The 25968-nt window shown below is 38.8% G+C and carries 19 protein-coding genes, 3 tRNA genes and 1 pseudogene; 11 read left to right on the top strand and 12 right to left on the bottom strand.

The window, feature by feature from the left end:
• Window positions 1–35 precede the first annotated feature (35 nt).
• The 3 genes from ANA7108_RS0124980 (at window position 36) to ANA7108_RS0124965 (ending at window position 5169) form a co-directional block, all read left to right on the top strand.
• On the top strand, window positions 36–998 hold the full coding sequence (locus ANA7108_RS0124980; RefSeq protein WP_016953571.1) for a ribonuclease Z: 963 nt from the start codon (window positions 36–38) through the stop codon (window positions 996–998).
• Between the two features lie 874 nt (window positions 999–1872).
• A complete protein-coding gene (locus tag ANA7108_RS0124970) occupies window positions 1873–3918 on the top strand; it encodes an AAA family ATPase (protein WP_016953569.1) in 2046 nt (681 codons plus the stop codon).
• 105 nt (window positions 3919–4023) lie between these two features.
• Window positions 4024–5169, top strand: coding sequence for a SpoIID/LytB domain-containing protein (locus tag ANA7108_RS0124965; RefSeq protein ID WP_016953568.1), 1146 nt, complete (start codon window positions 4024–4026; stop codon window positions 5167–5169).
• A gap of 133 nt (window positions 5170–5302) precedes the next feature.
• Here the strand turns inward: ANA7108_RS0124965 and ANA7108_RS0124960 are convergent, their stop codons facing one another.
• Window positions 5303–6583: a hypothetical protein gene (locus ANA7108_RS0124960; protein WP_016953567.1), complete on the bottom strand. Its 1281-nt coding sequence runs from the start codon at window positions 6581–6583 to the stop codon at window positions 5303–5305.
• A 169-nt stretch (window positions 6584–6752) separates the two neighbouring features.
• Here ANA7108_RS0124960 and ANA7108_RS0124955 point away from each other — a divergent pair, with 169 nt between their 5' ends.
• On the top strand, window positions 6753–7232 hold the full coding sequence (locus ANA7108_RS0124955; protein WP_016953566.1) for a hypothetical protein: 480 nt from the start codon (window positions 6753–6755) through the stop codon (window positions 7230–7232).
• A 75-nt stretch (window positions 7233–7307) separates the two neighbouring features.
• Here the strand turns inward: ANA7108_RS0124955 and ANA7108_RS0124950 are convergent.
• Window positions 7308–7379 (bottom strand) — tRNA-Gln (locus ANA7108_RS0124950).
• Window positions 7380–7439: 60 nt separating this feature from the next.
• A complete protein-coding gene (locus ANA7108_RS0124945) occupies window positions 7440–7682 on the bottom strand; it encodes a hypothetical protein (protein WP_016953565.1) in 243 nt (80 codons plus the stop codon).
• 26 nt (window positions 7683–7708) lie between these two features.
• Here ANA7108_RS0124945 and ANA7108_RS29930 point away from each other — a divergent pair, with 26 nt between their 5' ends.
• Window positions 7709–7960 carry a hypothetical protein gene (locus ANA7108_RS29930; RefSeq protein WP_158318383.1) on the top strand — a complete coding sequence of 84 codons (252 nt, stop codon included), beginning with the start codon at window positions 7709–7711 and terminating at the stop codon, window positions 7958–7960.
• Between the two features lie 169 nt (window positions 7961–8129).
• Here the strand turns inward: ANA7108_RS29930 and ANA7108_RS0124940 are convergent.
• From ANA7108_RS0124940 to ANA7108_RS0124925, 4 genes are all read right to left on the bottom strand, one after another.
• Window positions 8130–8211, bottom strand: a tRNA-Leu gene (locus tag ANA7108_RS0124940).
• A gap of 78 nt (window positions 8212–8289) precedes the next feature.
• Window positions 8290–9372: an alpha-hydroxy acid oxidase gene (locus ANA7108_RS0124935; protein ID WP_016953564.1), complete on the bottom strand. Its 1083-nt coding sequence runs from the start codon at window positions 9370–9372 to the stop codon at window positions 8290–8292.
• A 313-nt stretch (window positions 9373–9685) separates the two neighbouring features.
• Window positions 9686–10453 carry an SDR family oxidoreductase gene (locus tag ANA7108_RS0124930; protein WP_016953563.1) on the bottom strand — a complete coding sequence of 256 codons (768 nt, stop codon included), beginning with the start codon at window positions 10451–10453 and terminating at the stop codon, window positions 9686–9688.
• A gap of 182 nt (window positions 10454–10635) precedes the next feature.
• Window positions 10636–11511 (bottom strand): M48 family metallopeptidase, encoded by an 876-nt coding sequence (locus ANA7108_RS0124925; RefSeq protein WP_016953562.1) that lies wholly within the window; start codon window positions 11509–11511, stop codon window positions 10636–10638.
• 586 nt (window positions 11512–12097) lie between these two features.
• Between ANA7108_RS0124925 and ANA7108_RS29200 the strand changes: the two are divergent.
• Window positions 12098–13210: pseudogene (locus ANA7108_RS29200) on the top strand (IS630 family transposase).
• Here the strand turns inward: ANA7108_RS29200 and ANA7108_RS0124905 are convergent.
• Both ANA7108_RS0124905 and murA read right to left on the bottom strand, forming a co-directional pair.
• On the bottom strand, window positions 13176–13463 hold the full coding sequence (locus ANA7108_RS0124905; RefSeq protein WP_237741545.1) for an AAA family ATPase: 288 nt from the start codon (window positions 13461–13463) through the stop codon (window positions 13176–13178). The pseudogene ANA7108_RS29200 and the gene ANA7108_RS0124905 overlap by 35 nt on opposite strands.
• Before the next feature lie 224 nt (window positions 13464–13687).
• The gene (murA, locus tag ANA7108_RS0124900) at window positions 13688–15067 is read right to left on the bottom strand and encodes a UDP-N-acetylglucosamine 1-carboxyvinyltransferase (protein WP_084777051.1); all 1380 of its coding nucleotides are present in this window, start codon (window positions 15065–15067) and stop codon (window positions 13688–13690) included.
• A gap of 328 nt (window positions 15068–15395) precedes the next feature.
• Between murA and ANA7108_RS0124895 the strand changes: the two genes are divergently transcribed.
• Window positions 15396–15477: transfer RNA gene (locus tag ANA7108_RS0124895), tRNA-Leu, on the top strand.
• 64 nt (window positions 15478–15541) lie between these two features.
• On the top strand, window positions 15542–16324 hold the full coding sequence (locus ANA7108_RS0124890) for an RNA methyltransferase (RefSeq protein WP_016953556.1): 783 nt from the start codon (window positions 15542–15544) through the stop codon (window positions 16322–16324).
• 7 nt (window positions 16325–16331) lie between these two features.
• Here the strand turns inward: ANA7108_RS0124890 and ANA7108_RS0124885 are convergent, their stop codons facing one another.
• The gene (locus ANA7108_RS0124885; protein WP_016953555.1) at window positions 16332–16571 is read right to left on the bottom strand and encodes a hypothetical protein; all 240 of its coding nucleotides are present in this window, start codon (window positions 16569–16571) and stop codon (window positions 16332–16334) included.
• Window positions 16572–16737: 166 nt separating this feature from the next.
• Here ANA7108_RS0124885 and ANA7108_RS0124880 point away from each other — a divergent pair, with 166 nt between their 5' ends.
• From ANA7108_RS0124880 to argJ, 3 genes are all read left to right on the top strand, one after another.
• On the top strand, window positions 16738–17301 hold the full coding sequence (locus ANA7108_RS0124880) for a thermonuclease family protein (RefSeq protein ID WP_026104438.1): 564 nt from the start codon (window positions 16738–16740) through the stop codon (window positions 17299–17301).
• 83 nt (window positions 17302–17384) lie between these two features.
• Window positions 17385–18860 (top strand): Asp-tRNA(Asn)/Glu-tRNA(Gln) amidotransferase subunit GatB, encoded by a 1476-nt coding sequence (gene gatB / locus ANA7108_RS0124875; protein WP_016953553.1) that lies wholly within the window; start codon window positions 17385–17387, stop codon window positions 18858–18860.
• Window positions 18861–20231: 1371 nt separating this feature from the next.
• Window positions 20232–21473 (top strand): bifunctional ornithine acetyltransferase/N-acetylglutamate synthase, encoded by a 1242-nt coding sequence (gene argJ / locus ANA7108_RS0124865; protein ID WP_016953551.1) that lies wholly within the window; start codon window positions 20232–20234, stop codon window positions 21471–21473.
• 93 nt (window positions 21474–21566) lie between these two features.
• Here the strand turns inward: argJ and ANA7108_RS0124860 are convergent, their stop codons facing one another.
• Together ANA7108_RS0124860 and ANA7108_RS0124855 are read right to left on the bottom strand one after the other, a co-directional pair.
• Window positions 21567–21980: an FHA domain-containing protein gene (locus ANA7108_RS0124860; RefSeq protein ID WP_016953550.1), complete on the bottom strand. Its 414-nt coding sequence runs from the start codon at window positions 21978–21980 to the stop codon at window positions 21567–21569.
• 27 nt (window positions 21981–22007) lie between these two features.
• The gene (locus ANA7108_RS0124855) at window positions 22008–25775 is read right to left on the bottom strand and encodes a PQQ-binding-like beta-propeller repeat protein (RefSeq protein WP_016953549.1); all 3768 of its coding nucleotides are present in this window, start codon (window positions 25773–25775) and stop codon (window positions 22008–22010) included.
• Window positions 25776–25968 lie beyond the last annotated feature (193 nt).

The following is a 25968-nucleotide window of genomic DNA, read 5'->3' as shown; positions in this document are numbered from 1 at the left end:
CCTCATATTGAGCAAGAGAAAGGCTAAAAAACACTGTGCAGATAACATTTTTAGGGACGAGTTCCGGAGTACCTACAAGATCACGTAATGTTTCCAGTGTCGCACTGAGATTACCTCAACGGGCAGAACTGTGGTTATTTGACTGTGGTGAAGGTACTCAGCATCAAATTTTACGAAGTGATCTAAAAATTAGCCAACTCTCCCGAATTTTTATCACCCATATGCACGGTGATCACATCTTTGGCTTGATGGGACTGCTTGCCAGTTGCGGTTTAGCTGGTAATGTCGAAAGGGTTGATATTTATGGACCTGCTGGGTTAAATGAATACCTGCAAGCTGCTTTACGTTATTCCCACACTCATTTTTCCTACCCAGTCAAGGTACATACAGTTCATCCCGGAGTAATTTATGAAGACAATGATTTTATCGTTAGCTGTGGTCTTTTACATCACCGCATTCCAGCTTTTGGTTATCGCATAGCTGAAAAAGATCGACCAGGACGTTTTGATGTGGAAAAAGCTAAAGAATTGCAAATACCTTCAGGTCCCATGTACGGGAAACTCAAGCGCGGTGAAACTGTTACCCTTGCAGATGGGCGAGTAATTCATGGCGACGAATTGTGTGGAGATACGGAAATTGGCCGGAAGATGGCCTATTGTACAGATACCATTTATTGTGACGGCGCTGTGCAGTTAGCACAAGATGTAGATTTGTTAATTCATGAAGCCACCTTTGCTCATCAAGATGCAGATATGGCTTTTCAAAGATTGCATTCTACAAGCACAATGGCAGCACAAACAGCTTACGCGGCTGGAGTAAATAGATTACTCATGACTCATTTTAGTCCCCGCTATGCTCCAGGAAATGCTATTGAGTTCAAAGATTTACTTCGGGAAGCCCGTGCTATTTTCCCAAAAACGGAAATGGCTCATGATTTTATGATCTATGACATACCTAGAAGGCGAGAAGTTGTCATCACTAATAAACATTCAAAATAGTAAATTGACCCATACTTAGTACTGCTTCGCTAACATCATAGAATTCTGGGGCTAAACAAACCAAGACCGCACAAGCGAAGTTATAGCCACCATTGATAATTGCTGGTATTTTTTGGCAAAATTGGGATCATCCCTAAATGCAGCGGTCTTATAGCCTTTAATTTCAGTGAATGTCCTAACCATCTTGGCGGTTGCCATACCATTGTACCGGAGGGAACAGGTTTTAAAGTCTCTTAGCATCAGGCTTTATCCTTAAATTTTGTACCTCCTGGAACCTGAAATATGCTGTAGATGGGAAAAGACTTACTACAAAACAGATGTATTTTTTCAAATACAAATTTTTTCACAGTAACTGAAAAATAACCTCAAAAATAACCTGAGTAGTTTTACGAGTTATGGAAAATATAATATCAACCTTAATATATCTCATGTCCAGGCTTCATTAAAGATTTAAAAATCTAATGAATAATTTTATTATCATAGTGCTGACTGGGCATATATCTGAATGAATAGATTATGTAAGAGCTACTTAAGAGAATTTTCTATGAAGTAGGCCTATCATCATGGAAAGAATAAATATTAGCTATTTCTGAGACAATTTTGAGTATAAATTCTCTCAAATTCTTTTCTCATAATCATCTTCCAGATAGATATATTGTTTAAATAATAGAGGGCTTTTATAGTGGCTACAACTGGTCTAAATCATCAACAACTGGTTACTACCTCTAAGCCAAGAGCGGTTAACATTAGAAAAATATCTACAATTCTGTTTTACCGACGCTTTTTAATTTTAGGGGTTTCCTGTTCAGTTATATCAGTTACAAGTCTGCTCGCTGTCATCACTAAACCGATGTACCAGAGTTCTATGCAGATCATGGTAAGTTCTGATTTAGATGAAGAAGAATCACAATCAATTCAAAGGCAGGAAAATACAAATCCTGAGTTAATTAAACCTACCTTTTCATCTGTAGAATATGCTCATCAGATGAAAATAATGCTGAGTTCCCATTTGGTACAAAAAGCTGTACATTTACTACGCTCTCATTATCCCAATATTACCATAGAAAATCTTAAGGGTAAAAATGAGCCAGGTAATCAAGGAGCTTTGCAAGTAACTTCTGTAGATGATTTATCAAAATTTAATCGGGTTGTAAATCAAGTATTTATTGTTTCTTTCAAAGATCGAGATCCAGTTAAGACAAAAAGGGTTTTACAAGCTCTACAGAAAGTTTATCAAGACTACAATAGGGAACAAAAAAAACAACGTGTAAATCAAGCTTTGTCTTTCGTTAGCAATCGATTACCAAAATTACAAAAAGATGTAATAGTTTCCGAGAAGAAATTAGAATTCTTCCGCAAAAAACATAATTTAATTGACCCGTTAGTACAAAGTAAAATCCTGCTAGAATCTCTAGCTGATATTCAAAAAGAACGACAAACCACGCGCTCCCAATTTCAATCTGTACAAGCTCAGTACAATAGCCTAGATCAAAAAATAGCATCTTCCAGCCAAAATGCACAATTTGCAGCTAGTTTGAATCGTTCTAGCCGCTATCAAGCCTTATTAGATGAGGTGAAAAAGACAGAATTTAGTTTAGCTCAGGAGGGTCTGCGCTACACTGATAATTCACCAATGGTCATAAAACTGAAGCAAAAACGCCAAATTCAACTGGCCTTATTACAGGAAGAATTACAAAATCAAGCCGTCAAGACTAGCACCACAACACCAAAGTTATTAGGAATTGATCCCAAGTTAGTTAATGAGTTGCAGCAGTTACAAAAAACAGCCCTTGAACTAATTAGTAATGAAAATACTTTAGCTAACTCTGAACAACAAATTCGCTTGCAGCTAAGTACCTACCCAAACATAATATCAGAGTACAATCGATTGCTTTCAGATGTAACAGTCCAACGCCGAACACTTGAGCAATTACTTCAGTTACAACAGTCATTGGGAATGAAAATTGCTCAAGGGGGATTTGATTGGCAAGTATTGGAAGAACCAGACTTGGGAATTTATATCGGTAATCGTAAATGGTTATTGATAATTGTCGGCGTGTTAATTGGTCCAGTTTTAGGTGCGGTAGTAGCCTTGATTTGGGAATTTTTTAATAAAGCCATTTTTTCGGCACAAGATTTACAAAAACTCACAAATATCCGATTACTGGGTTCTGTTTCCAAATTGGGAAAACCTAGTTTAAAAAATAGACTTCAGCAGATTTTAAGACGTAGACAGCCAAATTTATCATCCCCAACTATAGAAACAGACGATAAATTATCCAGCCATGAAACCCTGGATATGATTTATCAAAATATTCAAATATTCAAGAGTCCCTTACCTTTCAAGTCCTTGATGTTGACTTCAGCCGTATCGGGAGAGGGAAAAACAACTTTAGCTTTGGGACTTGGGGCTAGTGCTGCACATATGCATCAACGAGTTCTCGTGATAGATGCTAATTTGCGATCGCCAAGTTTACACAAAATCCTCAAAATATCCAATGATTGGGGGCTATCTCTGTTATTGGTGGATGATATCAAAAACCAAGTTAATAATTACGTCCAGCCTATTCACCCCTCAATTGATATTTTAACTGCTGGTCCGACACCAGACGATGTGGTAAATCTGCTTAGTTCTGCGCGGATGAAAGAATTGATTCAGTCTTTTGAGCAAATTTATGACTTGGTGTTGATAGATGCTCCTTCTGTTTTAGATAGCATTGATGCTAGAATTATTGCCTCTGTTTGTAATGGAATTGTCATAGTTGGGCGCATTGGTCAGTTAACCCCACAGGAACTAATGCAAGCAACCGAAATTTTGAGCCAGTTGAATTTAATCGGTATTGTGGCAAATGAGGTGAATAATTCGCCAAAAGTCAGGAAATCTCCAAAACGTTCTGACACGATTCAATCTGCTGATTAAAACCCCACAAGTCTAATCAAAATGCATAATAAGTAGAGGTGGCAAGCTCCTATCTGGGAGAACTGTCTTATTTAACTTGTAGAGGCTTGTGATTAGACAATCAGCATGAAAATCCAACTTTATTTAGGTACTTTATTTTCCCGGATTCAAGGACAACATTGGTGGATAGGTATCCTCTTGTGGTTTGTTTTGGTTGCTCCTGCTCAAGCATCTGTCATCCTGCGCGTAGCAATTGAGAGGGGAGTAAATCAAGTCAAAGTTGGTGCTTCCACAACTGCAATAGTTAAAGATAGTGCAGGACGTACTCTTGGACAGTTGCCAGGAATGAGCGCTTATGCTGCTCAAGCAGTCCCTGGGGGAGTGGCTTTGGATAAATGGCAATCTGGGTTATTTTGGATTGAGCCAACTGCTAAGGGATTTGTTTATATTGGCGATCGCTGGTTTCGAGGCAGAACTCTTGTCATTCCTACCGAAAAAGGCTTAACCGCAGTTAATTGGGTCGATTTAGAAGAATATCTCTACAGCGTCATCGGTGGAGAAATGAATTCTAGTTGGCCTCCCGAAGCCCTCAAAGCCCAAGCGATCGCAGCCCGTACCTATGCCCTCTATGAACGAGAAAAACAGCGCAACAATCCTGTTTATGATTTAGGAGATAGTCCCGACCGCTGGCAAATTTACAAAGGTGTCAGCAGCGAATCCCGTAATACTTATGGTGCTGTAGATGGTACAGCCGGAAAAGTCCTCACCTATAACAACCGAATTATTCTCTCAGTCTTCCATGCTTGTTCTGGTGGACACACCGAAAATGTAGAAGATGTTTGGGGAAATACTCTCCCTTACCTCCGTGCAGTACAAGACTTTGATCAAGGTGTCAAAGAGTGCAATTGGGTAAAAACCTTCTCACCTGGGGAAATTAGCTCCATAATTTCTGGTGTCGGTAATGTCAAAGATATGATTGCTGAATCTTTCTCACCTTTCCGCAGCGTGAAAACCCTGAAAATAATCGGTGATCAAGGTACTAAAGTCCTCCAAGGAGAGGAAGTCCGTACCGCACTCAAGCTAAAAAGTACCCGTTTTACCGTTAGCAAAGGCGCAAATGGCAGTTTTGTCCTCCAAGGGCTAGGCTACGGACATGGTTTAGGTATGAGTCAGTGGGGCGCGTATAGTTTAGCCCAACGCGGAGCCAGCTATTTACAAATTTTGGGACATTATTACCAAGGTGTAGCTCTAACCCCGATTCAGGCTAAATAGGCAGGGAGAAGGAGGCAGGGTGCAGGGGGCAGGGGGCAGCGTGCAGGGAATAGCTTAATTCTCCGCGTCACCCCATCTCCGCGTCACCCCATCCCCACGTCTCCGCTTCCCCCTATCTCCCCATATCCCAACCTTAATCCTTTGATTCATCTAATCGGTTCTGTTTTTTAACTTGCTCAAATTCTTGTTCTAGCAAGTCTGTCTCACTGGAATAAACAGAATCTTCTTTACCAATGATTTTTTCTTTAGCAAATTCACTAGCAAAAGCAATTTTTTTCTGTAAAGCCGAATCAGCATTTGCTAACAATCTTGCTCTTTCTATCCTTTGATTATTTCCAGCAGCAATTTTACCATTGCGCCATTGAATCCAAAAATAACGCAATAAGGGTATACCTAAAAAACCTGCTCCATAAGCCAACAACAACCAATAAATTCCTTGTACAAAGCCTACCAATCCACCTATTTGCGCTGCGGCTGTACCATCCCTCAATAAACTTCCCAGTATTAAAGCAGCCACAAAGTTGAGTACACCTAAACCAGCACTCAACATAATTTTTCCTGAACTCGCCGTACTAAACCGCCAAGGAAATTCCTCTAAATAAGGAGCTATTGACTGCCGCTTTTTTTTGCTGGCTCTTACTTGTAACTCTGGGAAATAATAGACAATTTGCCCATCAGCACTTACCTGGGGTTGCCCATTAAATCTTACCAGTACAGGCAACATATAATCTTCGTATTCTTGCTGATATTTTTCACCCAAATTATCCAAATATGGCGCAATTTGTTCGGCTACTATTGCTCCTTTGTGATTACCAATCACTGTCGCAATTTCTTGCCAACGGCGTTCTTCTAAGTTGGCGTTAGGATTACCATCACCAAACAAAAACGAAAACACAGCTTCAAAGAAATTGAGATCGCTCTCTTCCCCTCTTTGTTGTCGTCTTTCTTGCGATTGTTGTCTATAATCGGGACTAAAATACCAGAATAAATCTGGGAAAAAGAAGAAATTGAATCCGCGAGAACCACTGCTTCTATTGTCTCCATCTCGGTCTGAATTGGCAGCAGTAATGATAATGATGATGGTGACAGTAATCAGCGCGATAGAAGCAATTAAGAAAATTCCAAAGGAAATGCGAATTAAGTAAAACAGCACTCCCCAAACTTTTTTCCACCATTCCTGCAACCGTAATTGCAAGTATTTATTACGTAAAATTGTTCTAAAATTTTGGGGAAATTTATAAACAATATCACCGGATTCTGCTACCTGTAAATGTCCCCCAGCATCTGATGCTAAGGTTAATAATCCTTGATTGGCTTCAGCTAAATTTAAACCAGCTTGGGTTGCTACGTCACCAACGGTAACGCGGTAGCCCAATTGTTCTACAGATCGCATAATGGCGGGATTGGGAGTCATTGCTCTCCTCTCCTCTTGTATTTGAGTTTCTCTTTATCTAGTATAAAGTTTGATTTTAGTTTAAACCCATAGCATAAACTCATCACCAAATGATATGGTCATTATGGCGCTGGACAATTCTTGTGTCTAGTTTCTCCCTAGCTTGGTAAACCAGCACATTTTCCCTAATATGGTTCAGTATACTCTCGCTCAAAGCCCAGAAATTATTCTTTCTGTTCCTGGCAAAGATTCGGCTAAAGCCCGCGATAAAGCAATGGATCAGTTGATGGAACTGATGGATACTGATCAGCTATCCACACAACTAGAAGAAGGATTTGGACCTCAACAGTTAATTGAAGTTAAGGAACCAACTATTGATAATACTAGCGGTGAGGATGCCATTACCCAAGCCGTCCAGATTCTCAACAATTTGGCTACACTGAAGTTGAAGGTGCAAGAATCACGGTCTGAAGCTTTGGAAATTCGTAAAGCGGTTGATGTTCTATTCTCAGATAATGTGGTGACTGAGGAGGAAATCACCCGTCTCAAGGAAGGTTTTAAGGTTCTCAAAAATTTCGCCCAAGCTAATATCCGTTATCAAGAAGCACGAACTAAAGCAGAACAGGCTAGACAAGTTTTGGATCAAGCTCTCAAATCACCTGAAAAGTGACTCTCCACCAAACCCAGTTGTTAATTTTGATAATTGAAAAAAAAGGACAGGCTTTAAAACCTGCCCTTCTTAATACTGGGGCGCTAGGATTCGAACCTAGGGATGGCGGGACCAAAACCCACTGCCTTACCACTTGGCTACGCCCCAACGAAGTAAGTCAACTTCAAATAATATAGCAGTTACCCTGGGGGTTTTGTCAAGTACTTTTTAGAAAATATTTTTATTCTTATTTATTGTCGAAGAAAGGCATAAAAAAAGAGGGAAGGTTAAAATACCTTCCCCCTGCTTGTTGTTTTGATTGTTGTTGTTGTTTTCTGGCTTTTGCGCTTCTTTGAGTTTGTTTCTCAGCATCTGTCTTTGTTTCTTCAGTTGTCTCTTTCTGGCAGAACCGCCTCGCCCTTTATCGTTTCTCCCTTCTTTTCGGGGGGATTCCCATCTTTTTAAGCGCATAGTGTTTTTGACGGTGAGTAATGACTATGAAATGCTATAAACAACACTTGTCTTATTATACTACAATAATTTCACTTTTTACAGGAAGTTGGAACGATAATGGCGATCGCTTTTTTGATCTGGGTTTTATGCACAAGTTATGGAATAACGAACCACAGAGACGCAGAGGACGCAGAGAGAAATATCTGTTATTTTTTAGTAAGTTAACAGTAACATCCTGTACATCCTTTAATCCTGGACATCCTGATTCTGACTTAATAATTTTCTGTCATCTTTAGATTTTACAGTCCACAAGTCTCGACACGAGAGAAGAGATGCGCCACCTATCCACCACCCACATTCCCAATACTCCATTCCCCTACAACAACCAAAGGGAGGTGGGCTTCTGGTGGTTTATAGTTATTGATTTCTAGCAACTGAACCTTGAAAACATTATTCTGTAAGCAATGGGCAGGAGGAGAATCGAACTCCTATACCTTTCGGTGCCGCATTTTGAGTGCGGTGCGTCTACCAATTCCGCCACCCGCCCTTGGGTGTAACTTCCCTATTATAGCCTATTTTTTGATTTTGGCAACAGGTATTTTTGAGAATTGGGAATAATCAAAAATTACCAATTACGGATTACTAAAGTTGAATCAATATCTTGTAGACTAGCACAGCCGCTGAGTGCCATTGCGCTAGTTAATTCATCTTTGAGAAGCGAGATCATATCAGACACCCCCTCTTGTCCAGATACCGCTAAACCCCACAATACAGGACGACCGATGAGGATGGCTTTTGCGCCTAGGGCTAAGGCTTTGAGGATGTCTGTACCGCGACGGATACCGCCATCTAACAGGACTTCTGCTTTACCGTCTACTGCGGCTATGATTTCGGGTAGAGCATCTAAGGAAGCGATCGCACCATCTAATTGTCTGCCACCATGATTAGAAACCACAATTGCCTGAGCGCCATATTCTACCGCACGCACAGCATCATCACCCCGTAAAATCCCTTTCAATACTAAAGGTAAGGGACTAAGAGATTGCAGCCATTCTAAATCTTTCCAAGTGAGTGCAGGGTTAATCTGTTCAGCAAAATAGGTCAATAAACCAGATTCCCCTTGTTCATGGGGAATATCTAACCCTGATATTTTGGTTAAATTAGCGGGATGTAAACCTGGAGGTAAGGTGAATTCATTGCGTTGATCTCGTTCTCTCTTTCCCAACACAGGAGCATCAACAGTTAGACACAGTGCTTTGTAACCTGCTGTATATGCTCTTTCTACCAAAGCACGAGTTAAACCCCGATCTTTGTGGATATAAAGCTGGAACCATTTCAGGGTGTTGGCAACTTTTGCCACTTCTTCCAAACTCTTAGTAGACAATGTACTCAATACCATACCTACACCTGCTGAAGCCGCAGCTGAGGCTGTCGCAATTTCCCCATCTGGATGCGCGAGACATTGAAAAGCCATTGGTGCAATGAACAGAGGTAGCTGCAAAGGTTCATCTAAAACTTTAGTTGTGAGATTGATTTTACTAACATCAACTAACATTTTAGGACGGAGTTTGATTCGTGTAAAAGCAGTGCGATTATCTTTTAAAGTAATTTCATCCCACGCACCACTGCTGTAATAATCAAACGTCATCTGGGAAAGATGTGATTTTGCTAATTGTTCATATTCAAATAAGTTAATCGGTGAGTTCATTAATTAGAGGATGTTTTTATTGAAGGCAGGAGATAGGAGGGAAACTGACCGCTAACCTAAGCTGCGACCACAGGGAGCAAGGGTTTAAGTCATCCACTTCTAAAAGCGGCAAAGTTTTGTGGCTAAACCCAAATCCCAGTTAAGTAGGTGGGCGTTAAAAATTGTCGTTGGGGTAAGGCAGGGAGCAGGGGGCTTTCTAGCAGGGGGAAAGAGGGTTTCACCCCTATTTACTTTTCTTCACATACCTTTAAATTTTTCTGTTTACCTACTTACAACAATTAATTCTAATTCCGTATCCTTTACGAATTACGAATTATTGCGCTGTAAATCCACCATCCATAGTAATAGATTGCCCCGTAATGAATGATGCACCTGGGGAGCAAAGATAAATGACTGCACTTGCCACTTCTTCATCAGTACCCAAGCGACCAACAGGATGGGCGGCTTTTAACTGTTGACGAAATTCTGTTTCTGATTCAGGAGTACCAACGAAACGATCCATCATTTCCGTTTGAATAGCACCAGGGTTAACAGCGTTGACCCGAATTCCAGATTTGGCATACTCTAAAGCTACAGCACGAGTTAAACCAAGTACAGCGTGTTTACTGGCAACATAGATTGGTACTCTTGCCATTCCAATTAATCCGGCAATTGAGGAAGTATTGACAATTACGCCGCTACCTTGTTTAAGCATTTCAGCTATTTCGTATTGCATGGATAGCCACACACCTTTGACGTTGACATCCATGATGCGATCATATTCTTCTTCAGTACCTTCAAGGAAAGCTCCAGGAGGTTCTTCGATGCCAGCATTGTTGAAGGCAAAATCTAAACGACCATAGGTTGATATAGTCTGTTCTATCAAGTTTTTGATGTCTGCTGCTACTAAGATATCGGTTTTGATAAAGATGCCTTCTCCTTGGACTTTTTGAATTAAGGCAACTGTTTCTTCCCCTTCTTTTTCCCGTCTACCGGCAACGACTACTTTTGCTCCTTCTTTGGCAAATGCGATCGCTGTAGCTCTGCCAATTCCAGATGTACCACCAGTTATTAGTGCAACCTTCTCAGAAAATAAAGCCATACTTTTAAAATTTGAGCTTTCTAGGACTTACACATTGATAGAAGCATTAAGGTTTGTAGTCTAAACTTTCTGACATTTCAGACATACTAGGGTTGATATTTCCACTATTAGTAAGTGATAGCAATCTATCTAAGGGTAGATGACCACATAATGGTCTATTTGTACAGTTTTAAGTTTTAATTTTACCAATTACGCCATCCGCCCTTTGGTGCAGTTTCAACCTTGTCCTTAAAACCGTGATTTTGCAGTAACTTCTGGTACTCTAAAGTACTACTCCAACGGTCAATTTCCCTAGCTCTCAATACTGGTACAGGGTGGCTTAATTGGGCGGTGCGGGCTTCTTTGACCATTTCACCAAGTTCGGTTTTACTAATGTCATCATAAGCACGAGCTTGGGCAACAAAGGCATCAAGATTTAGCTTCGGTGCTAAGGTGGGAGAACCGCCAGCAAGCTTCATTAACACTGACATGACAACTTTGGGGTCTTGGGTAGCTAACAAAGCGGCGCGATCGCAGGTAAACTCAGCACAACGTACCCATTCTAATAATTGTGACTGTATCGCTTGAGCCAAAACAGCACCAACATTAGGCACAATAGCTGCGGCTAATATTAATAAATTCACAGGTGTTAAATAAACGCTGTGATCACATTTGAGATGTCCCAACTCATGGGCAATTACAGCTTGTATTTCCTCTGGTGTGAGAATATCAATTAAGGAAGTATGCAGCACCACAAAAGGCTGCTTACCCCGCATAGCAAATGTGTAAGCATTGGGAGCCGGATGTTGACGGACATACAACTGGGGCGGTTCGATATCTAAGATATTACAAGCATCTAATAATAATTTGTGTAAATCGGGCAGTTGTTGTTTACCCACCAAAATACTCGAAGCAATATTTTCTACATAAAAAACCTGTTCAGCCATTGGTCCCAACAAATTCCGCACCATCATATCTAAGCCAGGAATTTGCTTAAGAGTGTTGGTAGCTTCCAAGTCTAGAGGATGACGGAATGAGTCAGCTTTTAAACCAATTAGTGGGGTTTGAAGTAAAGACATAATTATGGTCATCAATAAAAAATATATTTCCCACAGCTAGTATAGCGATTTCAGCAGGGTGGGCATTGCTAGTAACTGGAGATGATGTGCTTGTTGCTTGACTTCTGCCTAATTAAACAGAAATGGTTTAACAAATTTAATCATCCGTTCTAGCTCAGGTTGATTGTGTATGAGCAGATTATGCCCCCATAATTCATTTTTATTTTCAGAGCAATCTGTAGCTAGAGCTTCGCCAATAGCCTCCAAACTCTGTTTGATATCTCTTTGAAGACTCTCTGGATTAGATTGTACACCAAGAACGAATACTCTATTTCTCAAATCCTCTGGAATGTGACTTTGTACATAAGTTAATCTATCTTCACGCTCATCAAAATCAATAATTAAGAAGGCAGAAGTACGAAGGCAGAGGGCAGAAGGGAATCCCCATAAATAAATTTAGGGGATTTAACTTTTGACACCGTATTTCTTTCGCTGCGCGTCTCGTTCGCGCAGCGTGCCGTAGGCATAATACATAAGCTGTTGTGCAGCTAGATTGTATAATAAAGAATTAAGTAACTAAGCGATTCCTACGGATCGCTTATGAATTATGCCAGCAAAAAACCATTTGTCTCAAGAACAGAGAGAAAATCTCTTAAAACACCTAAAAGAACAAGATAATCCTTATGTAAGAGAGAAAATACTAATATTATTGTTGATGAATGATGGAAAAACTTACCAAGAAATAAGTGATTTTTTAAACATAGCATATACAACAGTAGCATATTGGGCAGTGCATGGAGATCCGGAGAACATAGACAGTTTTTTAGATGGAAGAAGAGAAGGTAACTTCCGTAAAGTAACAAAAGAATACGAGACTTTGTTGTTAGAAGTAATTGAGAAGAATCCTGATGAATGTGGATATGAATTTGGCAGATGGACATCAGCAAGATTAGCGACATATCTAGAAATAGAGACAGGAATAAAGTTAAGTAGTTCGCAAGTAAGGAGAATTTTAGAGAGAAAAAAGTACGTTTATCTTTGGGCAAAGTATAGCCTAGAGGATAAGCAAAGTCCAGAGAAGCGTAAATTATTTAAAGAAAAATTAGCTGAATATTTAAAAATAACGAAATCAACCCCAGAGCGTTAACAGGTATGGTTTTGGGACGAGAGTGGATTTAGTTTAAGAGTGATAAGAAGAAAAACATGGGGAAAGAAAGGTAAGAGAAAAGAGGTGACAGGACAAAGAAGAAGGGGAAGAGTGAATATTATGGGAGGGTTGCGTTATCATGACAAGAAAAGAATAAATTTTGTGATTAAACAAGGAAATGCAGATGTGTTTTATGAACAATTGAAATCTCTGAATCATTTTTTAAAACAGGAATGGATAGAAGCTGGAAATCAGCCTGAAGATTTTAATAATAATTCGGCTAAAATAGTGATTATTCTTGATAATGCTAGTTACCATAAAAGAAAAGATATTTTGGCTCGTATTGAGGCAGAAATGCCAAATATTATTCTAGAATTTTTACCACCTTATAGTCCAGATTATAATTTAATTGAACTGGTATGGCATTCAGCGAAAGAATATATAGCTCACAGATTATTTGAATCAGTAGAACAGTTAGAAGAATTATTAAATAAATTGCTAAACGAAGGAGGTCTTATTATTAAATGGGAGCGCAAAGTTAAAAATAAAGGTAATGCTGTTTATTCGATTTAGCTGCACAACAGCTTACTTCTATTTCAAATCGAATTGGAACATCAGACCTGCCACGAGTGAAATCTTGAGAATGAACAAGTTGCCCAACTCTATTTATACCTCTACCAATAGATTGAAGTACCTCTAATGCAGTAGCAATAGTTGATTTACCTGAACCGTTTTTTCCAATCAAGAGAGCAGATGGCATCGCCTTTATGGTTAGTTCAAAGTTTTCTAGGCATCTGAAGTTGTGTACATATAGTCTTTGGAGCATAAGAAAACTATTTTAAATACGGGGAATTAAAAGAACTTTTTAATGGGATGCACCCATTTTATAACTATATTAATTAACCTTTTTAAATTGTAGTTTAGGTAAAGTGAAGCATTTTAGCAAATAGAAAAAGTAAAAAAATAAATTAATGACGAAAGTTACCAACTTGATATTTCATCAACAGGTAAAATCCGCCATTAAATCACCAAACACAAAATCCCCTAACTCTAGATAGAAACTGAAGCTGGGGGATTGCTGTTGTTTGTATGTAATTCTGCATCTGCTGAGGCTTCATTTACACGGGTAATCTTTGCTCCTAGCTGCTGCAACTTCATATCCAGACGATCATAACCACGATCTAAGTGATTTAATCCTTGAATTGTGGTTTGTCCTTCTGCTGCTAATCCAGCTATAACTAAAGCTGCAGATGCCCGTAAATCTGTTCCTATGACTGGTGCGCCTGACAACATTGATACACCACGAACAAAGGCAGTATTACCTTTAACGCGAATATCTGCACCCAAGCGGTTTAATTCGGAAGCGTGACGCAGACGATTTTCAAATACAGATTCGTTAATGATGCTGTCACCTTCTGCCAAAGTCAGCAACGCCATAAAAGGCGCTTGCATATCTGTGGGAAAACCCGGATGGGGTAAAGTATCAATATCTGTTGCTCTGAGTTTGTCTGCTGGCAAAATCCTTAAACAGTCTGACCCTTCCTCAATGATAGGTACGCCAATTTTTTGTAACTTGGCAATCACTGGGATTAAATGGTCGGGAACTACTGGGGAAAGAGTAAATTCTGAACGAGTGATGGCTCCAGCGAGTAAAAAAGTTCCTGTCTCAATCCGATCAGGAATAATGCTGAAGTCGGTAGAATGTAATTTCTCAACACCGTTGATGGTAATTGTACTCGTTCCTGCTCCTTGAATCTTCGCTCCCATTGAGTTACAGAAATTCGCCAAATCTGCTACTTCTGGTTCTCTGGCTGCATTTTCTAGGATAGTTTCACCATCAGCTAAGGTAGCTGCCATCATCAGGGTTTCAGTTGCACCAACACTGGGAGTATCTAAGTAGATTCTCGCTCCTTTCAATCTACCATTACTACCTGGAACATAGGCATTACAAATACCATGTTCAATTTGCACCTCTGCTCCCATTGCTTGCAGTCCCCTGACGTGCAAATCAACTGGTCTAGCACCAATGGCACAACCCCCTGGTAAAGGCATTTGTGCTACTCCCAATCGCGCTAACAGTGGTCCGATGGCAAAAAAGCTGGCTCGTAGTTGAGTAACTAGTTCATAAGGCGCTTTGGATGTGCTGATTTGACTAGCATTGACATCTAAAATGTCGTCTTGTCTGGTTAAGCGCAATCCCAAAGCTGATAAAACTTGCCCCATGCGCTCTACGTCCGCTAATAACGGGACATTGCGAATACGACAATCTCCTGAGCAAAGCAAAGCTCCAGCCATGATTACCAGTGCTGAATTTTTTGCCCCGCTAATTCTTACATGACCTTGCAAAGGATGCCCACCCCAAATTTGCAAGACTGAGGAGTCTGCTTCAGGTGAAGACTTGGCATCTGGTAAGCTGCTAGAAGAATTAATAAGCCTACCTCCAAAAAAAGTACGCAATAATAAAGGTTTGAAGTTGGTTTTGATTCTACAGTAAAGAGTTGGTTTGTCTACATTTTGGTGTTATGACTTGTGAAGATAAATTTTCACTTTCTATGTTTTAACGGCTGTGAATAATTACTAGCAAGCTTTCTGAGGTTTAAAAATTTATTGACTACGTAAACACTAAATTAGAGAGAAACAGTAAAATATGTTACTCAATAATTACTTGCTTCTGTTTTTTTACTTTGATAATAATATTAGTTGACAAACCTAACGCATTAAGCAATAATAAGAAATTGTCGATATAATATCGATGCCAGCGGAACTGGCGGAATTGGCAGACGCGCTAGATTCAGGTTCTAGTGCCGCAAGGCTTCCGGGTTCAAGTCCCGGGTTCCGCATATTAATGTTTTGGTTTTGGGCTTTTAGATAAATCTGAAACTCCAAATATAAAAATCTAAAATCGTGTTGACAAGTTTACAAAATTCCCTAGTTAAGCAAATTCGTAAGTTGCACTCTGCCAAAGAGAGGCACAAACAGCAACTATTTTTATTGGAAGGGACGCACTTGTTAGAAGAAGCTTGTGCGGTTGGCTACCCGTTAGAGACGGTGTGTTGTACAGAACAATGGCAAATAGCACATCCTCAATTATGGGATGATGCTTGTAATCGTTGCGATCGCTCAGAAATTGTCAGTGAAGACGTTTTAGCGGCCATGGCAACTACTGTACAGCCAGATGGTGTAGTTGCTACAGCCAAACGGAGTGAACAGCTAACCCAAGTTCCTTTTTCTGGGTTGGTTCTAGCTGTGGAAACTCTACAAGATCCAGGTAATTTAGGGACTATGATTCGCACCGCTGCGGCTGCTGGGGCATCGGGTTTGTGGTTGAATAGTGATAGTGTGGATTTAGATAATCCCAAGGTCTTACGTGCCTCTGCGGGGCAGTGGTTTCGCTTAAATATGGCAGTCAGTGAAGATTTAAGGACGATAGTTGCCCAAGGTCAGGAAGCAGGAATGCAGGTAGTTGCTACCATGCCCAGTGCAAATTTAACTTATTGGCAAGTAGATTGGCGTAAACCTAGTTTGATTCTACTGGGAAATGAAGGGGCTGGGTTGTCAGCAGATTTAGCAGCAATGGCGAATATACAAGTGAAAATTCCTCTGAGTCCTGGAGTAGAGTCTTTGAATGTAGCGATCGCCGCAGCTTTAATGTTATATGAAGCCCAGCGGCAAAAGATTTATACTTGATTGGTTCTTAATTTTTTTGTTTTTTTGCTAAATATTGCTCAATGTCAGCAACTGCATCTTCTAAGGCTGATAGATTAATAGCATCCGTCTTTTTGCTGAACCTATCGTCAATTGAGCTACTGGTCTGAAATCTAGAGATTGCTTGATTTTCAGGGGAATTGACTTGTAATATCTCTTCTAACTGAAGCAGGGATTGCTGAAACTCTTGAGCAGCTGCACAGCGCTGATATTGCTGAATAGGTTTCATAATCTTATCTTGAGAATCAGGGTAAAGTTGGGTAGTTGTGGATTGTAGTGGCTAATCCAGTCAATTTGAGCAGTTTAAAAACTATTTATGATCACTATCTGCTCACCACTATTTCGTTTAGTATCAATTTTACACATTAGCAGGCTTGACTGCCAAATTTGTTGAAATGAATCAATCGATTAAACAAGTTATCTTTTGCTTAGTTACGTCTATTATCAGCTTTAGTATTATGGGTTGTGATAGGCTATTTCCTCCGACTGGTGATCTTGTTGAGAGGGTGAGCGATGGTGATACATTGGTGTTGAAAGACTCTGATGGCAAGAAATTCACAGTGCGCTTTGCTTGTGTTGATTCCCCAGAAATACCTCATTCTAAAAAAGAAAAAAACAGTAAATTTACTAAAGATATAAATCAATTTGCCTGGGGTATCAAAGCACAAACACGGGTAGAGGAACTTGTGCAGCAAGGGGGTAATCGTGTCAAGTTGAGTATAACGGACAGCGATCGCTATGGTAGAAAAGTTGCAGAAGTGCGTTTAAAAGATGGTACTTTTGTCCAACAAGTTTTGTTACAAGAAGGATTAGCTAAGGTATATCGTCCTTATTTAAACAAATGTCCCAGTAAAGATATCGTTCAGCAAGCCGAAGTGCAAGCGCAACAGCAAAAAATGGGGATTTGGAGCGATCAGAAATTTGTTGATCCTTGGAATTATAGAAAAGCAAATAAGTAATCATCAACGTAAGATTGGTCAACTAGGACAACTCCCGACGGCGCTAAAATAGTACCCTAAAGCAAAATCATCAAAATAGTAATATGACCACAGCTACACCCGTAAAAACAGAATACGAAGCAATTATCGGTTTAGAAACCCACTGTCAACTCAGTACCAACACCAAAATCTTCTCCAATAGTTCCACCGCATTTGGTGCTGACCCCAATACCAACATCGACCCGGTGTGTATGGGTTTACCCGGAGTTTTACCCGTACTCAACGCTAAAGTCTTAGAATATGCTGTAAAAACTGGTTTAGCGCTAAATTGTCAAATCGCTAGATATAGCAAATTTGACCGTAAACAGTATTTTTATCCTGACTTACCCAAAAACTATCAAATTTCTCAATATGACTTACCCATAGCCGAACACGGTTGGATAGAGATTGAATTAGTAGATGATGCTGGCAACCCCACCCGTAAACGCATCGGTATTACTCGTTTACACATGGAAGAGGATGCAGGAAAACTTGTACACGCAGGGAGCGATCGCCTTTCCGGTTCTAGTTATTCTCTGGTAGACTACAATCGCGCCGGTGTACCATTGGTGGAAATCGTTTCCGAACCTGATTTGCGTTCAGGACAAGAAGCAGCTGAATATGCTCAAGAACTACGCCGGATTGTCCGCTATCTTGGTGTTAGTGATGGCAATATGCAGGAAGGTTCTCTGCGTTGTGATGTGAATATTTCCGTTCGTCCTGTGGGAAGAAAGGAATTTGGGACGAAGGTAGAAATCAAAAATATGAACTCCTTTAGTGCTATCCAAAAAGCGATAGACTATGAGATTGAGCGTCAAATCGCTGCCAATGAATCAGGAGAAAAGATTGTTCAAGAAACACGCTTGTGGGAAGAAGGTTCACAACGCACCATTAGTATGCGAGTGAAAGAAGGTTCTAGCGATTATCGTTATTTCCCAGAACCAGATTTAGCACCAATTCAAGTAAGTGAGCAACAATTAGCAACTTGGTTGGGTGAATTACCAGAACTACCAGCGCAAAAACGCCATCATTATGAAAATGAGTTGGGACTTTCGGCTTATGATGCACGAGTCTTGACAGAAGATAGTTCAGTCGCTGATTATTTTGAAAGTGCGATCGCTTCTGGTGGAAATCCTAAATCTGCGGCTAACTGGATTACCCAAGATATTGCTGCTTACCTCAACAAGCAAAAACTCACCATTGCAGAAATCGCTTTAACTCCTGCTCATCTTGCAGATGTCATCACTCGCATTGAAACTGGTAAAATTAGCAACGCTCAAGCTAAGGAAAAACTCACAGATTTACTGAGTGGTGTTTCTCCAGAAAAAGCTTTTGCTGGTCAAGAGTTAATCAGTGATCCTACTATATTAGAACCAATCATTGATCAAGTTCTCGCTGAAAACCCCCAACAACTAGAAAAGTATCGTAGTGGTAACACTAACCTGAAAGGTTTCTTCGTTGGACAAGTGCTGAAAAAGACTGGTAAACGTGCTGAACCAAAACTTACTAATGAATTGGTGGAAAAGAAACTTAATGCTTAATTTTAGGTTCACTTGAGCAAAAATAAGAGAGTTATTTTCCTGGTAATTCACACAGTATCTATTTAGAAGCCCATAGTAAGAAAGTGCAAACCAATGTAGAGACGCTGCGTGTAACGTCTCTATAGTCAAGGTAATTACTCCGAGAATTTCACCCCATATTTTGGCAAAAACTTGAAAAAATGGGTAATACCCCTCATCCCTTAAGTGATATACTCTGATAGTTAGATGCACCCTGATGATTTGGAGAGCTACCTAAGTGGCTCTCTTTCTTTCAGAAAATTTACTGCTTTGTTAATCTAGAAATCACAAGTAAATAAATTGAGGAAAAAGTATCAATTGTGTTGCTTTCATAAAGTATTCAAAATTTGGTTGACAAATAATCACTTAAAAGAGTATTGCGAGCAACCCAAAATGACAATAAATTTGCGGAGTTTTTTCTAAAAATTCTCTAAAAGGGGCTTCACCCCACAGGCTAAAAATGTTATACTGTGATAAGTAGATGCACCCTGATGATTTGGAGAGCTATTCAATTGGCTCTCTTTTTTAGTTCAGTGTTAAGTAGGTTGGCGTTAAAATTCAGGACTTACGCAACTGGCACATTGCTAGGGTGTGGTTCGGCAAGCTCACCAACCACGTCAGATATCAACAATCTGTTTATTTGCAGGACTTATGCAGTCTGACGCACCCTACAACAGATTTTTAGTGTGACACTTGCGTAAGTCCTAAAATTGTCGTTATGGCAAGGGAACAGAAAAGAGGCTTTGGGCAACTTTGCTTTTCGTTACATATTACTCTCCGAGAAGCCGCTCCGCGTCTACGGTTTTTTTCTGTTCACCTACTTAGGAAGTCAGGCAACTTAATCTAAATAGTCAAAATATAGTTATTGTTACTTATTCAGAGGGAACAGGAAGCAACTCTTAACAGAAAAAACTCATGTTTAAAAACATGAGATTGAAATAATGACACTGTTTTTTTCGTGTCACTCTCCTTGTAAAAACATCCTTTTTTTTGACTGAGCTTTAAACTCTTAAACTTTAGTTTTTTATTTGTTCCCTGTTCCCTGTTCCCTGTTCCCTGTTCCCTGTTCCCTGTTCCCTGTTCCCTGTTCCCTGTTCCCTGTTCCCTGTTCCCTGTTCCCTGTTCCCTGTTCCCTGTTCCCTGTTCCCTTCTTTTGTAATAACTCCATTTATTTGATGATTAGCAGTATAATACTGACACTATTAATAATGCCAAAAAGGATGAAGACAATTACTGACTGCGACAAGATTGCCATCAACAGATAAACTCACAATAACAGGGGATAGCTGACAAAAGCCGGAAGCGGTAAAAGTCGGAAAAATCTACCAAACTATAGAATATGTGAGGGAAATTATGGCAGACTGGCAGAAAATTACTGGTGGAGTCACAGCACCTAGAGGGTATCGAGCTGCGGGAATTACCGCCGGACTAAAACCTTCAGGATTGCCGGACTTAGCGTTAATATTGTCAGATGTGGATGCGATCGCTGCCGGTGTATTCACAACTAGCCACGTCAAAGCTGCTTGTGTAGACTATTGCCGTCAACGCTTGCACGCCAAACATAGCGCTAGAGCTATACTATGCAACGCTGGACAAGCCAACGCCGCCACAGGTAGCCAAGGTGTTAAAGATACTCTAGAAAGCGCTGATTTACTAGCCAAAGAATTGGGTATTTCCCCGGAAGCGATTTTACTAGCTTCTACAGGCGTAATTGGTCAACGGATTAAAATGGACATACTGCGCGATGGTATACCCAAGGTAGTAGCAGCACTTTCAGAAACAGGTTCAGATGCAGCTGCTGGAGCCATTATCACCACCGATTTGGTGAAAAAATCCATAGCCTTAGAAACAACTATAGGCGACCGTCCCGTCAGAATTGGCGGCATTGCTAAAGGTTCTGGTATGATACATCCCAACATGGCCACCATGCTGGCATTTGTTACCTGTGATGCAGCTGTTTCATCCACGCTGTGGCAACAAATGTTAACAAGAGCCGCAGATAGAAGTTTCAATTCTATTACCGTTGATGGTGATACCAGCACCAACGATAGCTTAATTGCTTTAGCCAATGGTCAATCTCGCACCCCAGCAATTACAGAAATGGGACCAGAAGCCGAGAAATTAGAAGCTATGCTAACAGCAGTATGCCAGCATTTAGCCAAAGCGATCGCCCGTGACGGTGAAGGTGCAACTTGCTTAGTAGAAGTACAAGTCACCGGTGCAAACGATGAAGCCGCAGCCAGACAAATCGCCAAAACCATTGCTGGCTCTTCTTTAGTCAAATCTGCAATCTTTGGACGTGATCCCAATTGGGGACGTATCGCCGGCGCAGCTGGACGTGCTGGAGTGCCTTTTGAGCAGGATAATTTGCAAATTAAATTAGGCGATTTCTTACTTTTTGAAAATGGTCAACCTTTACCTTTTGATAAAGCAGCCGCAAGTGCATATTTGAAACAAGCAGCAGCAGGTGCTTATCTGCAAGAAGATACAGTATTAATTTCCGTCAGCGTGGGTAATGGTCATGGCACAGGTAAAGCTTGGGGTTGTGATTTGAGTTACGACTACGTGAAAATTAACGCAGAATATACAACTTAGTTGAGATTTAGATACCCGAATTCTTCAAGAATTCGGGTATCTGAGAAGTATTCAATTTAATTGAAAATACAGCGTATTTAGACATTGTGCTTTTTAGTCTAAATTCCAGAAATTTATAAAACCTCGATAAGAATCTTCTGATATAGTTTCAACTCGATGAAAACAGCGATATGTAGCTGAAACACCCGGAGCAAATTCGATCATATCTCCATCATGTAGATCATAAGTTTGAATAGGTTTACCATTAACTAAAAGTTTGTACTTATCTTCATCATCAACTGAAAAAGATTTGATAAGTTGATAGTGAAAACAATTCATCTCCCCTAATTTCATCAATGTGGCGTGATGAGGAGCAACCATAACAGAGGTAGTAGATAAGCGAATACACATTCTACAATACTTGCCAATTGTGTAATTTCGATCCATCAGAGGATAAGTTAGACATCCCTTGTCGCCGGTGACAATCAATTGATGTTCAATGACAATTCTTTCCTGAATTTCCTGCATTTTTAAACCCTCAAAAAACGGTTTTTATCATAAATTAATTGCATATAAATAACCATTCACACATCCCACATACAGAACTCCATTATCTATCAATAAAGGAGATGTTACCTTGGTTTTTAAACTATAGCTCCAAAGTTGGTTTCCTGTGTTTTTATCCACTCCATAAATTTCACCTTCTGGAGTTACATAATAAATTTTATCCTCATAAACAGCGATAGAAGGATGAAAATAAATTGGAAATTTTAGTTCATTAATCTTTTCACCCGTTCTCATATCTAATATATATAAATTACTTCTATTGCTTAAAATGTAGATTGTTTCTCCCACTATAATGGGTGATGATAATAATTCAAACTGTAATTTAAATTTCCACTTTAGCTCTCCATTTACTATGTTTATCGCATAGATTGCATTACTCCAATTACCAATGTAGATAATATTATCCAAAATCTGAGAAGGTTTTCCATTCAGAGTTCCTAAATTTAACCATCCTAAAGCTTGACTATCATCATCTGGTCTCATCATTCCAGGTATATAAAGCCGAGCTAATATTGTTGATATGTGATTATCATTAGGTGCTGGGTCAAATTGCCATAAATTTGTGCCACTTTCTGGATCAATAGCATCAAAAAACGGATGATAATTTTCATCACGAATGATGTAAATAATTTTTTCATGAATAGCAGGAGGAAATCTGATTCTTCCTCTTAGGGGAAACTGACCTAATACTTGACCATTTTCGCCATCTAAGATAAATAAATCATAACTACGAGATGGATTACCAACTATTAGATAAATAATTCCGTCTTGAAAAACTGGCCAATATAGAAATCTATCTGTTATTGGTACTGGAAACTTCCATATTTCTTGTCCCGTTGTTCTAGAAAGAGCATACAAGTGATCACTAGAAAAATAAACAATATCTTCACTCAATGTAGGAGAATAAATAATTCGGTTTTCTGTAGGAAATTTCCACAATTCCTGTCCTGTTTCAATATCCATAGCATAAAAATAGCGATCACTACTACCAAAATACGCAGTACCATGACTAATAACGGGTGATGAAGTAATTTGATCTCCAGTTTTAAAACTCCACTTTAATTCATTCTCTAAAACATCAGCATTATTAATATTTCCAGATACTGGTACTAAGAAAACAGGATCATCTTGAGAATCTGGTGCTGATAAAATCTCGGAAATATCTATTCCATATACTGTACTACTTTCTGTGATATAAATAAATTCTTCCACAATATTGGGGAAAATAAACCTGAAATTGAAATGTTTTTCTACCACTTTTTTATTCCAATGTTCTTTTCCTGTGTCAATATTTATAGCATGGAGATTTCCCGAATCATCTATTAATAATATCAGTTTATTAGCAAGCACAGTATTCAGTTTGAATGCTTTTTCAATTGTGTAAAACCACTTTTGATTTCCAGTTATACTAGAAATAGCATAAACAGTTCCTTGCTTACCATGTACAGTTTGTTGATTACTAACAATAAAGACAGTTTCTTCAGTAATAGTAGTAACAGTCAGCCAATTAGTACCAGAATAAAATTGCCATTTAATATTTCCTGTTAGCTGTTCAATGGCATAAAATCTACTTCCAGAACTACTACCTGTATTGGCATAAACTAGCCCATTTTTAATAATTGGTGAATTTATAAAGACTTCATCTGTTGAATTAACAAGCTCAATTTGCCAGAATATTTCTATAGTTTGTAAATCTACCCCCAATGAATATTTATTGCTAGTTATAAAAATTTGATTATCAACAATAATAGGTGTTAATTCTGTAAATTCTCTAGTTTCTAATCGCCATAATTCCTGTCCATTTTGAATATCAAAACTATATAGCCAGTTTCGATTATCTGCATCTTGTATAACTACATAAATAATGCCATTTTCTATTATAGGATTACCTAATAAATTGACAAATTTCCCAGTTAAATCTAATTCCCATAATTCCTGACCATTACTGCTATTCAACAAGTAATAAAATTTATTATGATTCTCTTTATTTTGGACTTCTAAAAGAATTACTTCATCTTTAACAATAATTTTTATAACAGAATATTTGAGGTCAGTCTTCCATAATTCAATTCCCTTCTGAGGACAAACAGCATATAAATAATCGCGCACTAAGTAGATAGTTTCTTGAGTAATAAAAGAATTTAGAGGCTGATTTTTAGCAGTTGAAAATTCCCAAAGAGGTTGTCCTGTTTGACCATGAATAGCCACAAAAAAAGTACCAACTTGCCAATCATCATAAGTGACGTAAACTATCCCATCACTTAAGCTAGAAAGTAAGGTTTTTTTGTATCTACTCCCCATCCAAAATTTCCACTTAACCGGATCAATATTCTCTATTTGGTTAAATTCTGAAGAATTTGAATCAGTATTATTCACTTCTGAAAGAGAAGTTTCTATATTTGCTGAATACGTTAATTCTCCTCTGGTTTGGATAGCATATAAATAATCATTATCACTTTGAATAAAAGCAAAACCATCAGCGAAAATTGGAGGACAATTAATTTTACTTTCAATGGAAGATATCCACAGTGGTTTTCCAGTCTGAATGTCTATTATATACAGCTTTTTATCCTGACGTATATGATAAATATTCCCCCGATCATCTAAACCATAAAAATTCACATCTTCTTCTATTGTGAACTGCCATCTTTCCTCACCAGTTTGAATATCTAAACCACGGTGAATGTTATTTTCATCAATACAATAAAGAATCTGATTACTAATTAATAAAGAATGTTTAATAGAGGTTGTCAATATGTAACGCCATTGAAATTGACCTGTTTTTGCATTTATGGCATCTATATATTTATAAATACGATAATGTCCTGGTTTTTCATGGGCGACAAAAATGATATTATCATTAATAATTGGTGAACAGAAAAGACTTCCTATATTTTGAGATGTCCATATTTCTGCTGCTGTGTGAATGTTTACAGCACAGAAATGACTATTTTCTAATTTTTGATCTGTGAATATTTTTAAATAACCCATTCCATCAGCAAGTAAAAAATGAGAATTTTCCCCTTCAATTGTAGAAATTAAAGTTCCTGTTTCACAGTTGAGAGCGTAAATTTTTCTACTGTTATCCTGTATCAAAATAGTATTATTTTCTACTTTTATCTCCGATATAGTTCTATACTGTTCAAGTTTAAAGTCCCAGGCTATTTGTCCAGTTTGACTGTCTACAACTAAGAGGTATCCTACTGGTATGAGAATAGGAGTATGGGGGTGATACGGCTTTCCTGGAGTATGAGGATCATGATGGATAGCTGCTAAAAGATTGATGTATATCTTACCATTAGCAAATATAGGCGATAATTGCACTAATTTTCCAATTTTTAAATTCCATAACTCTTGCCCTGTTTCACAATTGACAGCATAAGAATTTATCCAATTATCACTGAAATAAACTACTTTATTTGCCACTAATGGAGAAAAAGATTTGGAAATAAAACCACCTTCTTTTGGAGCATAAAAGCACCAATTCACAAGACTTTTTTGAATGTCTAACGCATAAAGATTACCATCAACATCGACAGTGTAAATAACTCCATCATTAATTACAGGTGAAGAATTTGCTTTTACATTGAATTTCCATTTCCAAGCACCTATTTGATTGAGATTATCTGCTGTATTAACAATAATCCGTTGTTGTAATTCCTGATCCATAACTTTAATTTCGTTGTTGAGATAATTGCTAAATTTCTGAAATAAAGCTTTTAGCCAATTATTAATTTGCTTGAAAAAGGTTGTCATATTCCAATTTTGAATTTTACATCCCTACCGATAACTGATAACTGCTCACTTACAAAAGAAGGGAACAGGGAACTCTTAACAGGGAACAGGGAACAAATAAAAAACTAAAGTTTAAGAGTTTAAAGCTCAGTCAAAAAAAAGGATGTTTTTACAAGGAGAGTGACACGAAAAAAAACAGTGTCATTATTTCAAT

It is taken from the genome of Anabaena sp. PCC 7108 (assembly GCF_000332135.1).
Classification (GTDB): domain Bacteria; phylum Cyanobacteriota; class Cyanobacteriia; order Cyanobacteriales; family Nostocaceae; genus Anabaena.
This window is presented reverse-complemented; position numbering and strand designations above follow the sequence as displayed.